General features: G+C 70.2%; 14 protein-coding genes. 6 read left to right on the top strand and 8 right to left on the bottom strand.

Features of this window, described 5'->3' with window-relative positions; genetic code table 11:
* Nucleotides 1–247: 247 nt before the first annotated feature.
* The 5 genes from G5C60_RS31220 to G5C60_RS31200 all read right to left on the bottom strand — a co-directional run bounded on the left by G5C60_RS31220 (nt 248) and on the right by G5C60_RS31200 (nt 5,381).
* Entirely contained in the window at nt 248–1,246 is a 999-nt protein-coding gene (locus tag G5C60_RS31220; protein WP_165264359.1) for an FkbM family methyltransferase, read from the bottom strand.
* Between the two features lie 135 nt (nt 1,247–1,381).
* The gene (locus tag G5C60_RS31215; protein WP_165264358.1) at nt 1,382–2,614 is read right to left on the bottom strand and encodes a cation:proton antiporter domain-containing protein; all 1,233 of its coding nucleotides are present in this window, start codon (nt 2,612–2,614) and stop codon (nt 1,382–1,384) included.
* 7 nt (nt 2,615–2,621) lie between these two features.
* Nucleotides 2,622–3,107: a cation:proton antiporter regulatory subunit gene (locus tag G5C60_RS31210; protein WP_165264357.1), complete on the bottom strand. Its 486-nt coding sequence runs from the start codon at nt 3,105–3,107 to the stop codon at nt 2,622–2,624.
* Nucleotides 3,108–3,232: 125 nt separating this feature from the next.
* Complete coding sequence (locus G5C60_RS31205) at nt 3,233–4,756, bottom strand: flotillin family protein (RefSeq protein WP_165264356.1); 1,524 nt, start codon at nt 4,754–4,756, stop codon at nt 3,233–3,235.
* 109 nt (nt 4,757–4,865) lie between these two features.
* Entirely contained in the window at nt 4,866–5,381 is a 516-nt protein-coding gene (locus G5C60_RS31200; RefSeq protein WP_165264355.1) for a hypothetical protein, read from the bottom strand.
* Between the two features lie 386 nt (nt 5,382–5,767).
* On the opposite strand from G5C60_RS31200, the gene G5C60_RS31195 reads away from it, so the two are divergent.
* Nucleotides 5,768–6,838 carry a PucR family transcriptional regulator gene (locus tag G5C60_RS31195; protein ID WP_165264362.1) on the top strand — a complete coding sequence of 357 codons (1,071 nt, stop codon included), beginning with the start codon at nt 5,768–5,770 and terminating at the stop codon, nt 6,836–6,838.
* Between the two features lie 54 nt (nt 6,839–6,892).
* Here G5C60_RS31195 and G5C60_RS31190 read toward each other — a convergent pair whose 3' ends face one another.
* Nucleotides 6,893–8,182: a serine/threonine-protein kinase gene (locus G5C60_RS31190; protein WP_338145985.1), complete on the bottom strand. Its 1,290-nt coding sequence runs from the start codon at nt 8,180–8,182 to the stop codon at nt 6,893–6,895.
* 350 nt (nt 8,183–8,532) lie between these two features.
* On the opposite strand from G5C60_RS31190, the gene G5C60_RS31185 reads away from it, so the two are divergent.
* The gene (locus tag G5C60_RS31185) at nt 8,533–9,375 is read left to right on the top strand and encodes a hypothetical protein (RefSeq protein ID WP_165264353.1); all 843 of its coding nucleotides are present in this window, start codon (nt 8,533–8,535) and stop codon (nt 9,373–9,375) included.
* A gap of 11 nt (nt 9,376–9,386) precedes the next feature.
* Here G5C60_RS31185 and G5C60_RS31180 read toward each other — a convergent pair whose 3' ends face one another.
* Nucleotides 9,387–9,764 (bottom strand): ArsR/SmtB family transcription factor, encoded by a 378-nt coding sequence (locus G5C60_RS31180; protein ID WP_165264352.1) that lies wholly within the window; start codon nt 9,762–9,764, stop codon nt 9,387–9,389.
* 136 nt (nt 9,765–9,900) lie between these two features.
* On the opposite strand from G5C60_RS31180, the gene G5C60_RS31175 reads away from it, so the two are divergent.
* The 4 genes from G5C60_RS31175 (at nt 9,901) to G5C60_RS31160 (ending at nt 13,469) form a co-directional block, all read left to right on the top strand.
* On the top strand, nt 9,901–11,148 hold the full coding sequence (locus tag G5C60_RS31175) for an MFS transporter (protein WP_165264351.1): 1,248 nt from the start codon (nt 9,901–9,903) through the stop codon (nt 11,146–11,148).
* Between the two features lie 225 nt (nt 11,149–11,373).
* Entirely contained in the window at nt 11,374–11,955 is a 582-nt protein-coding gene (locus G5C60_RS31170; RefSeq protein ID WP_165264350.1) for a DUF6232 family protein, read from the top strand.
* Nucleotides 11,956–11,979: 24 nt separating this feature from the next.
* Nucleotides 11,980–12,354, top strand: a complete 375-nt coding sequence (locus G5C60_RS31165; RefSeq protein WP_165264349.1) for a hypothetical protein — start codon at nt 11,980–11,982, stop codon at nt 12,352–12,354.
* 77 nt (nt 12,355–12,431) lie between these two features.
* Nucleotides 12,432–13,469, top strand: a complete 1,038-nt coding sequence (locus tag G5C60_RS31160; protein ID WP_165264348.1) for an ABC transporter substrate-binding protein — start codon at nt 12,432–12,434, stop codon at nt 13,467–13,469.
* A 77-nt stretch (nt 13,470–13,546) separates the two neighbouring features.
* Here G5C60_RS31160 and arsM read toward each other — a convergent pair whose 3' ends face one another.
* The gene (gene arsM, locus G5C60_RS31155) at nt 13,547–14,305 is read right to left on the bottom strand and encodes an arsenite methyltransferase (protein ID WP_165264347.1); all 759 of its coding nucleotides are present in this window, start codon (nt 14,303–14,305) and stop codon (nt 13,547–13,549) included.
* Between the last annotated feature and the right edge of the window lie 87 nt (nt 14,306–14,392).

Raw genomic sequence — 14,392 nt, 5'->3', positions numbered from 1 at the left:
CCTTCGGGGGTGGTGGGTCGGGTTCGTGGGCGAGTGCGAGTTGGTTGTGGCTGGTCGCGCAGTTCCCCGCGCCCCTAGGTAGGTGGGGGCTGGCGCTGTGTGTCGTCTGCTGCCGGGTGGTCTTACGCCTGCCGTCGGTGTACGCAGTTCCCCGCGCCCCTTTAGGGGCGCGGGGAACTGCGCGACCAGCCACGACGGACCCGCAGTCGCCCACGAACCGAATCCACCACCCCCGTAGGCGAACCGCCTAGCCGGCGGCAGACGGGCGCATCATCACGCAGTCGAACTCCACCACGCGCCCCGTGGCCGGTTCACGCGTGACCGGGTACATGCCCGTGATCTCGAAGCCACTCTCCTCGTACACGGCGACGGCCTCGTGCATGCGGGGGCTGCCCTCGTAGAGCTGGAGGAGGGCGACCTCGGACTGCATGCCGATGAAGTCGTCGATGCGTTTGCCGCCGCCCGCGAAGACCTCCAGGTCGTAGCCCTGGGTGTCCATCTTCAGGTAGGGCCGCGGCTCGGCGAGGCCTTCCAGCGCCTCGTCCATCACCGCGTCCAGGCGACGGATCTCGATCTGCTCCATGGTCGACTTCGCGAACCGCTTGTAGCGACCCCGGCCGTATTCGGTCGGCGGGAGCAGGGAGTTCATGGAGTTCCAGTCCGCGTGGATCTCCATGGTGGCTTCCTCACGGCCCAGGCCGCAGTTGTACACACGCCACTCGGGGTCGTTCTCCGCCTTCTTCTGCAGCTTGGCGAAGTGCACGGCGGTCGGCTCGAAGGAGACGATCCGGCCCTTGTAGCCGAGCTGCCGCAGCCGCCTGCCGTACTGCCCGGCGTTCGCGCCCACGTCGAAGACGCAGTTCACCTGGTACTTGTCCAGCAGCGCGGTCACGTGCTGGGTGCACAGGTACTCGGCGGCGGCCAGCTGGAAAAGGCGTTCGTCGCCCGTCAACGCCGTCGGGTCGAGCAGGAGGTGCGCCCCGGTGTCGCGGAGCGGAACACTCTTCCACTTGGTCTTCGACTTGGCGCCCGCCCCGGGACGGCCACGGGTCACCACCCATGCGTCCCCACCCGCGGGCGTCACCGCGTAGCCGCTGCTTCGGCGGGCCAGCAGGTCCGCCCCCGGCTCCAGAGAGATCCGGGCACGGCCGCGTCGCCGGGAGACCAGTGCCTCGCCCGGACCAAGATCGAGTACCTGCAACCCGAGCTTGGGAAGCAGCTTGAGCAGTCGTCGGTAAAGGGTCATTGCGACAGCCTGTCATGCGTACCGCCGACTCGTTGAACCGATCTCATAACTTCCTGTTCACGCGCGCGTCGGGGACAGGTCTGCCAAGGGTTCACAGAGGGCGCTCAGGGCTGGGGGTCTCGGGGGCGGGAGCCCTCAGGGGCGACGGCCGCGCGCCGCCGGTTCCGGGGTGTCCTCCGGCTCGGGCGGCGCCGGCGCGGGCTTGCGGCGCACGGCGGTGGTCAGGCGGGCGGCCAGGGGCTCGGTGAAGCGGGCGGTGAGCGGGCCGAGGACGACCAGGATCAGGACGTACGCCGTGGCCAGTGGGCCGAGGGACGGTTCGATGCCCGACGTGACGGCGAGGCCGGCGATCACGATGGAGAACTCGCCGCGGGCGACCAGCGTGCCGCCCGCGCGCCAGCGGCCCTTCGTCGAGATACCGGCGCGCCCCGCGGCCCAGTATCCGGTGGCGATCTTCGTGACGGCGGTGACGACCGCCAGGGCGAGTGCGGGCAGCAGGACCGGCGGGATGCTGGCGGGGTCGGTGTGCAGACCGAAGAAGACGAAGAACACCGCCGCGAACAGGTCCCGGAGGGGAGAGAGAAGATTGTGGGCGCCCTCGGCCACCTCCCCGGACAGCGCGATGCCGACCAGGAACGCGCCCACCGCCGCCGAGACCTGGAGCTGCTGGGCGAGCCCGGCGACCAGCAGGGTCAGGCCGAGTACGACCAGCAGCAGCTTCTCGGGGTCGTCGCTGGAGACGAAACGGGAGATGTGGCGGCCGTACCGCACCGCGACCACCAGCACGAGCGCTGCCGCACCGAGCGCGACGGCCAGGGTGACGCTGCCCGCGGCGAGTCCCGCACCGGCCAGCAGCGCGGTGATGATCGGCAGATAGACGGCCATCGACAGGTCTTCGAGGACCAGGATGCTGAGGATCACGGGAGTCTCGCGGTTGCCGAGCCGGCCGAGGTCGCCGAGGACCTTGGCGATGACTCCGGAGGACGAGATCCATGTGACTCCGGCCAGCACGACGGCGGCCACCGGACCCCAGCCGAGCAGCAGCGCCATGGCCGCGCCCGGCAGGGCGTTCAGGGCGGCGTCCACCAGGCCCGCCGGGTACTGGGTCTTGAGGTTGGAGACGAGATCGCTCGCCGTGTACTCCAGACCCAGCATGAGCAGCAGCAGTACGACCCCGATCTCGGCGCCGATCGCGACGAACTCCTCGCTGGTGCCCAGCGGCAGCAGCCCGCCCTCGCCGAAGGCGAGACCCGCGAGCAGGTACAGCGGGATGGGTGAGAAGTGGAAACGTCCGGCGAACCGGCCCAGCAGCCCCAGGCCCAGGATGATCGCGCCGAACTCGATCAGGAACATCGCGGAGGAGTGCACGGCCGCTTCACTCCCGTCCGAGGATCGCCGCGGCCGCCTCCACGCCCTCGCGGGTGCCGATCACGATCAGGGTGTCCCCGCCGGCCAGCCGGAAGTCCGGCGCGGGCGACGGGATCGCCTCCGCCCGGCGCAGCACGGCGACGATCGAGGCACCGGTCTCGGTACGTATCCGGGTCTCGCCCAGCAGCCGTCCGTTCCAGTAAGAGGTCCCGGACAGTTCAAGGCGCTCGGCCACCAGGCCGAGCTCGGTGGTGGACAGCAGGTTCGGGCTGTGGTGCGTCGGCATCAGGGCATCGATGAGCGCCGCCGCCTCGTTCGGCGTCAGGTGCACGGACAAGGAGCAGGCGTCCGGGTCGTCCGTGCGGTACGCGCTGAACGTCCGAGCACCGTCACGGTGCGCCACCACCGACAACCGGCGTTGCTCACGCGTGGTCAGGTCGTAGCGCACCCCGATCCCCGGCAACGGCGTACTGCTCACGCGTGATCTGCCCATGACTGGTCCCCTGTCCGGTGTCCGATGTCCGATCCGTACGTCTCCAAGGCGGCTGACTTCGCCGCACATACGCACCGTACGCACCCTGTATGACAGCCGGCGTCCCGGGGATCGCCGGCCCATGGTCAGCCGGTCACCTCTATCTTCCCGTTGGCGTCCGCGGGTGCGGCCGGCTTGCCCGCGTTGCCCCCGGTGATGCCCTTCAGCAGTTCGGCGAGGTCGACTCCCGTGGTGGAGCTGAGGAGTTCGACGCCCTGGGCGACGTTGTCGGCGACCGTGCGAGACAGCTGGCTCGCCCCGTCCGTCGAGATCACCGTCATCTTGTCCACCGCGCTCAGCGGCTCGGACGCCTTGGCGACGACCTGCGGCAGCACCTCCACGAGCATCTGGAGTACGGCCGCGTCGCCGTACTGGGCGAACGCGTCCGCCTTCTTCCGCATGGCCTCCGCCTGAGCGGCACCCGTCGCCCCGATCGCGGCGGCCTCCGCCTCACCCTCCAGCCGGACCGCCTCCGCGATCGCCGCACGCCGTGACCGCTCGGCCTCACCCTGCCTGAGGCCTTCGACGGCCTCCGCCTCGGCCAGCGCGGAGCGGCGCTGCTTCTCGCCCTCACCCGAGAGCCGCGCCCGCTCGGCCTCCGCCTGCGCGGCCGCGATGGCGGCCAGCCGCTCGGCCTCAGCCTGCTTCACGCGGGCCACCCGCTTGGCCTCCGCCTCCTGCTCGGCCTCGTACCGCCGGGCGTCGGCGGGCTTGCGCACCTCCGTGTCGAGCTGACGGTCCTTCAGTGCCGCTTGGCGCTCGGCCACCTTCTCCTGCTGGATCAGGACGTCCTGCTGACGGGCGGCCTCGGCGAGCGGTCCCGCCGCGTTGGCCTGCGCGGCCGCCGCGTCCGTCTCGGCCTTGATCTCGGCCTGCTTGAGGGCGAAGGTCCGCTGGGCGATCGCGATCTCCTCCTCCGCCTTCAGCCGGGCCTGCTCGGCGGCCCGGCGGGCCACCGCCTCCGCGATGTCGGCCTCCTGCTTGGCCCGCGCGGCCTCCGGCCTGCCCAGGTCCTCCAGGTACGAGCCCTCGGTGGTGATGTCCTGGATCTGGAAGGCGTCGAGGACCAGGCCCTGCCCGGACAGGCTCGCCTCGGCCTCCTCCGCCACCTGCCCGGCGAACGCGGCCCGGTCGCGGATGATGTCCTCCACCGACATCCGGCCCACGATCGACCGCAGCGCGCCGGAGAGCACCTCCTGGGTGAAGCCGACGATCCCGCCCTGCTGCATCAGGAACCGCTGGGCCGCCGCCCGGATGGAGTCCTCGGAGCCGCCGACCTTGACGATGGCCACGCCTTCCAGGTTGGCCTTCACACCGCGCAGCGTGACCGCGCCGCGCACCGCGACCGGGATGTGCCGCGAGGACAGGTCGAGGGTGAACTTCTGCTGCACAAAGGGCACGACGAACACCCCGCCGCCGACCACGACCTTCTGTCCGCTGTTGTCGGTGAACACCCGGCCGGTCGACGGATCGGTGGCCTTCTTGCCGCGCCGCCCGGTGACGATGAACGCCTCACTCGGCCCGGCCACCTTGTAGCGCGTGATGACCACCAGGGCGAGCAGCACGAGGAGTACGACGACTCCCACAACGGCGATGACGACTGAACTCATGATGACTTCCCCCCTGCCGGCCCCGTGGACGGCAGATCGGTACGTACGAATGATGTGCGCGGTGTGGCGTGTGCGGTGTGCTGCGCGTTATGTGTTGGGCGGCCGCAGGTCAGCGCGTGACCGGGCGGACCGTCACCGACGTCGGCGACAGGGTCTCCTCGACCCAGATCTCCGCGCCCCGCGCGACCGGAGCGGCGCTCTTGGCCGCGTACTTCACCGGCTGACCCGCGAGATACAGCAGCACCTCGCCGTAGCCGTCGGCCGGGATCGCGGTGACCACGGACCCCGAGGAACCCACCAGGTCGTCGCCGCGCGGGGTGACCGCGGGCTCGTCCCGCATCAGGGCCCGGCTGAACCGCCAGGTCAGCCAGCCCGCCCCGGCACCCGTGCCGACACCCACGACGGTGGCGGGCCCGACGCCGAGCCCGGTCGTCCCCAGGACGAGCACGCCGGTGAAACCGAACATCGACACGAACCCGGCGACCACCGGCAGCGAGAGCAGCCCGTCGAAGAGCCCGTCCAGGACACCGGCACCGTCGAAGAGCCCTTCCAGCACCCCGTCGAAGACGAGCGCCAGGACCAGCAGGACGATCCCCGCGATACCAAGACCGAGAAACAAGGTCATCCGGTCCACCCCCCTCATGTCCCCCGTGTACGCCGATCACCCGAGCGCACGGGGATCCTGTCACGCTCGTACGTCCTCGCACATTGCCGTATTCCGGCAATCTTTACGCCGCCTTGATGCCGGTTCCGCGCCATGCGCCGGACCCCGGTCGCGGGTCAGGATGGTCGGGCAGGAAACGGGGAGCACGGGGGAACAACGGGGAACAACGGGGGTGGATACGGCCCCGGTGCCGGAGCGTCGACGGGGGACGACACCGGCACCGGGGCCCAGCTCCGTCTCCGGCTCTGTGCCGTATCCCGGCAGCGGCCTTCGCCCGCGCATGCGTTAGAAAGGCGTCAACGGCTCATGACGTATCGGCTCGGCTCATGACGTATCCGGGGGCGCACATGGTGGGACGGGACGCGGCGCGGGACGTACCCGAGGAGTATCTGGACGGGTTCGCCGTCCTTCTCGCGGACGCCGGGGAGACCGGCCGCCGGCTGAGCCGCGACGAACTCGACTCCCGCCGGGCGCTGGGCGAACGGGCCGCCGAGGCGGGGTACGGGCTGCGTGCCCTGGTCGGCGCGCATCTGGCCGCCGCCCGCGCCCACTGGCCTACCGGGGACCTCGCGGCGACGGACAGCGTGCTCGCCGCCGTCGAGCAGACCGTCGACGCCTTCGCCGAGGGCTACGAACGGGCCCAGCGCCAGGCCGTACGCCTGGAGGAGGCCGCGCGCCGCGAGTTCATCGACGACCTGCTGTACGGGCGCAGCGACCTCGGCCGGCTCGCCGAGCGCGCCGAGCGCTTCGGGCTGCGCCTGTCGCACGCGCACGCCGTCGCCGTGGCCCAGGGCAGGACCGGGTACGACGAGGGGGACGCCGTCTCCCGCGAGGTGGAGCGCGCGCTGATCGGCCGTTTCGGCGACCGCAGCATCCTGATGACCACCAAGGACGGCCGGCTCGTCTGCATCGCCCCCGGCGACCAGGACGAGGTCCTCGCCTTCTTCGCCAAGCAGGCGTACGCCGCCACCGACGGCCGCGTCGCCATCGGCCGCCCGCAGCCCGGGCCCGGCGGGGTCGTCCACTCGTACGAGGAGGCCCTGAACGCGCTCGACCTGGCCGAACGCCTGGAACTCGACGCCCCCGTACTGCGCGCCGCCGACCTCCTCGTCTACCCCGTCCTCACCCGCGACCGGCAGGCCATGGCGGACCTGGTGCTGAGCGCCCTCGGCCCGCTGCGGCAGGCCCGCGGCGGCGCCCAGCCGCTCCTCGACACCCTCACCGAGTACTTCGCCTCCGGGTGCGTCGCCGCGGAGGCCGCCCGCCGTCTGTCGCTCAGCGTCCGCGCCCTCACGTACCGGCTGGACCGTATCCACCGGCTCACCGGCGCGAACCCCGCCGATCCGGTGCACCGGTACACGCTGCAGACCGCGGTGATCGGCGCGCGGCTGCTGGACTGGCCGGAGAAGGAGTTCTGAGCCGGGGCACGCCGCTCGTTCGTCGTCCCCGCCTCGTCCGTCGTCGTCGTCTCGTCAGTCGTCCTCGCCGTCCCCGTCGCCCTCGTCGTCCTCTTTGTCTTGCTTATCCTGCTTGTCTTTTCCTGGCTTGCGATCCGGATCTTCCGTCAGGGAAGGATTCGCGGACGGTGTCGTAAGGACGCTCGGCGTGGGTGTGGGCGTGGGAGTAGGTGTTGGACTCGGGGTCGGGGTCGTTTCGGGATCCGGTGTCGGGGACATCGCCGGAGGCCGCGTCTCCGTCGCGCTGTTGTCGGGGGAGAACACCGTCATGCCGGCGAGCAGCGCCAGCAGGAACAGCACGACACCGCCCACGGCCCCGGCGACCCGTGGCCGACGCGTGACCAGGGCGCGGACCCCACCGCGCTGCCGTGCACGGCGGCCGGTGGACGGGGTCGGGAACGGGGACGAGGGCGGGGGCGGGGACGGCAGCCGGTGCGTCGTCGTGGACGGCGGCTCGACCGCGGACGGCGACGGCATCGGCAGTGGTTCCGGGCGCCCGCGCCAGGCCCCCGTACCGAACCAGTCCGCGACCTGCTGGGCCGTGGGCCGGTCCTCGGGCCGCTTGGCGAGCAGGCCGAGGAGGTAGTTCTCGAAGGCGGGCGGCAGCTGGACGCCGTGCTGCCGGGGCGGTACCGGCGGGGTGTCGATGTGCTGGTGCAGCGTGACCGTCGCGGTCTCGGCCCGGAAGGGCGGGCGCCCGGTGAGCAGTTGGTAGAGCACGCAGCCCAGCGAGTACACGTCGGAGGCCGCCGAGGCGGGCCGGCCGAGGGCGCGTTCGGGGGCGAGATAGAGGCTCGTACCGATGATCTGCCCGGCCGTGGTGAGCGCGGAGGACGGATCGTCGACGAAACGGGCGATGCCGAAGTCGCCGATCTTGACGGTTCCTTCGGCGTCCGACAGCAGGTTGCCGGGCTTGATGTCCCGGTGCACGATCCCCTGCCGGTGCGCGGCGGCGAGACCGGCCGCCGCCTGCGCCGCGACGGCCGCCACGCGCTCGGCCCCGAGAGTGCCGGCCGCGGTCAGTTCCTGGGCGAGGCTGTTGCCCTCGACGAGTTCCATGACCAGGTAGAAGCGGTTGTTCCAGGCGCCGAAGTCGAACACGGCGACCACGTACGGATGGCTCAGCCGGGCCGCCGTCTGAGCCTCGAGGCGGAACCGCGCGGCGGCTTCGCTCTCGGACCCGTCCCCCAGCAGCAGCTTGACGGCCACGGCCCGGCCGAGCACCTCGTCGGTGGCCCGCCACACCTCACCCATGCCGCCCCGGCCCAGGGACGCGTGCAATCGATACCGCTCCGCCACCAGCACCTGCGCATCATCCTCAATCCAGTGGGCCAACACGACGGCTACGAACGGCACTTCGCGCTGAGTCGAGCAGAAGCGCAGGTGGGGGGATACGCAGCGGGGGCCAGCGTACCGACTGATCGGGGTGGGCCTGACCCGTGCGCCGGTGGCCTCAGGCGACAGGGAGTCGCCGCTGTCGGGACCTGTACGGCGCCGGGGCTCACCCGGTCGGACCGGTGCGCTGGTGGGCGGTTCGGTCCGGTGGTGCCGTAGGACCTGACGTCTTGGCATCAGTGACACCGAGTGACACAAGCGACATGAGTCCGGCCCTTGTGGCATGAGTCCGGCATCTGTGACATCTGGAGGCATCCGCGATGAACCACCGCCCGTCCCACCGCCCGCCCCGTCGTCGCGTCCGACCCGCCCCGGTCCTGGCCTCCGCCCTGGCGGCGGGCGTGCTGCTGACCACGGCCACTTCGTGCTCGGGCGGCGACAGCGAGGCGGGTGGGTCGGCCGGATCGGCGGTCTCCCCCGTGGCCGCACAGGCCCCGACCACGTCCCCGTCGGCCTCCGCCGCCCCGGCGTTCACCGAGGCGCAGGCGAAGGCGGCGCTGATCGGACAGGCCGACCTGGGCGAGGACTGGGTCCCGACCCAGGGCGCGGCAACGTGGCGGGACGGCCTCCTGAAGGGAGCGACGGACGTCGCCGACTGCCAGAGACTTCTCGACGGCCTGTACGCCGAAGACCTGCTCGGCGAGCCCACCGGGGCCCGGGCGGTCACGGGCTTCGACAACAACGACGACAGGGGTGACGGCGATGACGGCGCCGACAGCGACGACACCGACGACTTCGACGACGAGGAGCAGCTGCGCTACCAGGTCGCCGCGTACGACCGGGCCGCGCTGGACAAGTCCCTGGCCTGGCTGAAGGAACTCCCGGCGAAGTGCGCCGAGTTCACCTCCACCGACTCCAGGGGCGGACAGCGGACCGTCGCAGTCGCCTCCTCACCCCTGCCCGCCGTGGGCGAGGCCCGCGAGGGCCTGCGCATGACCATGACGGGGGAGACGAACACCCTCACCCTGGACTTCACCGCCGTACGGATCGGCGACAACGCCCTCACCTTCACCTACGGCGGCCTCGACACCCCCGACTCCGCCTCCACGACCCAGGCCACCCGCCTCGGCGCCCTGCGACTCCAAAAGGCCCTCAAGGACTGACTTCCCTGGTCCTACGGCTCCGGCGTCCACGCCGCCACCAGGTCCAAGAGCCCCGGGAAACGGGTGTTGAGGTCGTCGACGCGTACGTGGCTGCGGCGTTCGAGGCCGTACTGGCGTTGGCGGGTGATGCCCGCCTCGCGGAGGGCCTTGAAGTGGTGGGTGAGGGAGGACTTGGGGCGATCCAGGCCGAACCAGCCACACGTGTGGTCGAACTCCTCTGATTCCAGAAGGAGTTTGCGCACGATACGCAGGCGCAGCGGATCACTCAGCGCTCCCAGCACGGTCTCCAGGCGCAGTTCATCGACCGCCGGTTCGGGCAGCGGCTCCGGAAGCGCGGCAGGTTCCGGCACAACCTTGATGGCCGGCAGCGGACGCACGGTCGAAGTCATGGGCAGCTCCTCGTGACCCGAAGCGATCAACGATCAACGATCGGCAAGCGGCAAGCGGCAATCTCTTGTACGACTCCAATCGTACTGCATGCTAAGTTCGACTCAACTCGTACTGAGCGCCTTGAAAGGAGCGGCCATGCCGGAGAGTCGAACGATGCCCGCGACAGCGGTGGGTGAGCGGTCGGAGGTGTGCCCCTCGTCGGCCCCCGGCTGGTGGGTGTGGCTGGCCGCGTGGCCGGTGACCGCGGTCTTCGTCCTGTCCAACGCGGCGACCCCGCTGTATGTGCTGTGGCAGCGCGACATCGGCTTCTCCAAGGGCACGCTGACCGTGATCTTCGCGTTCTACATCGTCGGACTTCTCGGCTCCCTGCTGGTCTCCGGCGTCGTGTCCGACCGGCTCGGACGCAAGCCCGTACTGCTCCCCGCGCTCGCCCTCGCCCTGGCCGCCTGCGTGATCTTCGCGACCGCGTCCACCGTGGCCGCGCTGGTCGTCGCCCGGCTGTTCACCGGCATCGCCGTCGGCGCCGTCGTCTCCGCCGGCATGGCCGCCGTGACGGACGTGGCGGGCCAGGGCCGTAAGCGGCTCGCCGCGCTGCTCGCCTCCTGCGCGATGGTCTTCGGCGCGGGCCTGGGCCCCCTCCTCGCGGGGGTCCTGTCCGAGACCCTCCCCGCCCCCACCGTCACGGTCTTCGTCGTCGAGATGGTCCTGCTGGCCACGGCGGTCCTCGCCGTGCTGCGGATGCCCGTACGGCCCGTACGCCGCCCGGAGAAACCCCTGAGGGGCAGCTGGGTGCGCGTACCCGGCGTACCGCACGGCACCGGCACACAACTCGCCCTGGGCATCGCGGTGTTCGCCCCCGGCATCACGGCGACGTCCTTCGTCCTCTCGCTCGGCCCCTCGCTGCTCTCCGGCCTGCTCGACACCGCCGGCAGGATCGTCGCGGGCGGCATGGCCTTCGCCATGTTCATCGCGGCCACCGGCGTGCAGTTCGCAGTCCAGAGGCTGAGCCGGCGCACGATCCTGACCGCCGGCGCGGTCAGCACGACCCTGAGCATGGTCACGCTCGTCACCGCCGTGCACACCTCGTCGGTCCCGGCGCTCGTCGCCTCCGCACTGCTGGCCGGCACCGGCCAGGGCATGGGCCAACTCGGCGGCCTCTCCCTGCTCAACTCCACCGTCCCGCCCCAGCGCCTGGCCGAGGCCAACGCCGCGCTGAACGTGGGCGGTTACGTACCGGCGGGCATCCTGCCCGTCTCGGCCGGCTACCTCAGCGACGCGGTGGGACTGACCGCGGGCTCGACCGTCTTCGGCACCGTCCTCTTGACGCTCGCGGTCATCGGCGGCCTGGTGGTCGTCACCAGTCACCGCCAGTCGTCAACGTAAGCGCACGAATACGAATACAAATACGAACACAAATAAGAAGTCGTCGGCGGAAAACGGGCACCCGTACGCCTCTTTCGACGCTGATGCCCCTCCATCAACGACCTTCTGAAAAAGGCTTGTTCGGCCGAATATGAAGGGAGCACACTGCTGCCCCTACGGGAACGGTGAACGTCGGCTGATCACAGTGCGCCGATCACCGTTCCGACCGACGGGGGCGAGAACAGCATGGCGAAGAAGCGGGTCGACCATATCGTTCTCAGTAACAGAGTCGTTCGAATCGGGCACGAGGTTTATCCGCTGGCGAACATCTCCCGCGTACAGACGCTGCGAGTGGTCTGGGGCGGCAGGTTCGCGACGCTCTACCCGCTTCGGCAGATCATCGTCGTCGGGCTCGTGGCGGGGGTGATCGTCGGCGCGGCCGTACTGGTGCCGCCCGAGCTGCCGCCGGATGTCAGCTCCGACATCGAGGAGGCGGCACGGCAGTTCGCCAGCGTCGTCGCCGTCGCGGCCGGGGTATGGATGGCTTTCTGGCTGATGGTGTTGCTGTATCGGCTGCTGATCAGGCGGCGACGCTACGCCCTCGTCATCGAAACGGCGGGAACTCAGTCCACCGCATTGACCGGCACCGATCCCACCGAAATCCAGAGGATCAAGAATGTGATCGTCGGCGCCATCGAGAATCCGCCTCCCCATGAAATTCCGGTACAGGTGCACGGGGACATCGTGATGGGCAACAAGGCCGGCCGGGACCACGTCGGCGGGAACCAGTACAACCAGAGCGGCAGCGGCAATCGCATGTTCACCTGACCACCGGCCCGAAAGGACGCTGAAATGTCGGACTCGGTATACGGAGACAAGGTCGGCGGAGACAAGATCGGCCGAGACCAGGTCAGAGGAAACCAGTACAACCAGAGCGGCAGGCACAACAGCTTCGTGGTCAACGACTCGAACGGGGTGTCCCGTGCCGAGGTGGACGCCGCCGTCTCCGAACTCCGTGCCTTCGTGGCCGAGCTGACCCGCGAAGGCGTGGTCGGCGCGGACGGCAGTGTCACCGATCCCGGAGCGGTCGTAGCCGCCGTGAATTCCCGGGCGGGCCGCTTGCAGGCGCTCGGCAGGGCGGTCGCCGGAGGCGCCAAGGATGCCGTCCTCTCGGTGGTCCAGGGCGGCGTGGCCGCGCTGATCGTCGGCCTTGTCCGGCAGATGTGACTGACCGACGGCTCGGATGCAGGCTCAGGGGTTCCGAAGGACTGCCGGGAGCAGGGAGGCTAGGTTAGCCTCGCCTAATGCATTATGTCCTCTCCTCCAGTACGCCGGGCGGTATCTCTCGTCGGCGGCTCCTCGGAGCCGGTGGTGTTCTCGCTCTCGGTCCGCTGATCGCCGCGTGTGGCAGTGACGACGACGAGCCCACGCGGGCTGCGGGCGACGAGAGCGGTGGGCCCTGGTCGTTCAAGGACGACCGGGGGACGACGGTCGAGCTCGACAGGACGCCGGAGCGGCTCGTCGCGTTCGTGAGCACTGCCGCCGCGTTGTACGACTACGGCATCGAGTGCGAGGGCGTTTTCGGGCCCAGTGAGCCGGTCGGGGGCAAGCCCAATCCGCAGGCCGGCGACATGGACGTATCGAAGATGGCCAGTCTCGGTACGGCGTTCGGGCAGTTCAACATCGAGAAGTACGCGGCGCTGAAGCCGGATCTGCTGATCAGCAACATGTTCCCGGCGCCCGAACTCTGGTACGTGCCCGAGGAGGGCAAGAAGAAGATCGAGGCCCTCGCGCCCACCCTGGGGATCAACGTCGCCCGGACCTCCCTCCTCGCCCCCCTCCGGCGGACCGCCGAGCTCGCCGAGGCGCTCGGCGCGGACCTGAAAGCGAAGAACGCCACCGACGCGAAGGCCCGCTTCGACAAGGCGGTCGAGACGCTGCGGACGGCCGCCGAGGCGAACGGCGGGCTGAAGGTCATGGCGATGACGGGTGACGATCAGCAGATGTACGTGGCCGTCCCCGACTCCTACTGCGACCTCAACTACTTCAAGGACCTCGGCGTGGAGTTCGTCGAGGGCAAGAAGTCCGACGAGTGGGGTTTCTGGGAGTTCCTGAGCTGGGAGAACGCCGACAAGTACCACGCGGACCTCATCATGGTCGACAACCGCTCGCATGCCCTCCCGGCCAAGGAACTGAACAGGAAGCCCACTTGGCGCGAGCTGCCCGCCGTCAAGGCCGGGCAGACCACGCCGTGGTCGATGGAAGAGCGCTTCAGTTACGCCGGATGGGCCCCGGTCGTCGAGCGGCTCGCCACGGCCGTGGAGAAGTCGAAGACGCTGTAGCCCGGCTCCAGCCCACCCGAAGACTCGGGGAGGACTGGTGGATCGGGGAGGACTGGCGGAACCGCCGGTCCGCTCCTTCAGCGGCGCTTGGTCCCCCGGACGATCGTCGAGTGCATGCCGTCCGCGACCTCGTGGGTCGGGACGAGTTCGACGTCCGTGAAGCCGGCCGCCTCCAGGCCCTCGCGGTACTCGGCGAAAGACAGGGCCCCCGCGATGCAGCCCACGTAGCCGCCGCGTTCGGCGCGCTGGGCGGAGGTGAGGTGGTCGTCGGCCACGATGTCGGAGACGCCGACGCGGCCGCCGGGGGCCAGGACGCGGAACATCTCGGCGAAGACGGCGGACTTGTCGACGGACAGGTTGATCACGCAGTTGGAGATGACGACGTCGACCGAACCGGCGGGCAACGGCACCGCCTCGATCGTGCCCTTGAGGAACTCGACGTTCGTCGCGCCCGCCTTGCGCGCGTTGGCCAGGGCAAGGGCGAGCATCTCCTCGGTCATGTCGAGGCCGTACGCCTTGCCGGTCGGACCCACACGCCGGGCCGACAGGAGTACGTCGATACCGCCGCCGGAGCCGAGGTCCAACACCCGCTCGCCCTCGCGGAGTTCGGCCACGGCGAGGGGGTTGCCGCAGCCGAGCGAGGCGGCGACCGCCTCGGCGGGCAGGCCGGCCCGGTCCTCCGGCTCGTACAGCCCGGAGCCGAAGTTCTCGTCGACCTCGATGGCCTCGGGCCCGCAACAGGCCGTACCGCCCTCGACGACCTTGAGCGCGGCGGCCGCGTACCCCGCACGGACCTGTTCCCTGAGCTGGTCCTGCTGGTCGTTCGTGACACTCATGACGGACTCCTCCGATTCCATGACCTATATCGATATCGGTGAAATCAAGACTGCTCCCCACATCGACAACTGTCAACATAGAGATAC

The organism is Streptomyces scabichelini (assembly GCF_011045015.1).
Classification (GTDB): Bacteria; Actinomycetota; Actinomycetes; order Streptomycetales; family Streptomycetaceae; genus Streptomyces; species Streptomyces scabichelini.
Note: the sequence above shows the minus strand (reverse complement) of the source record. Positions and strands in the feature narration are given on the sequence as shown.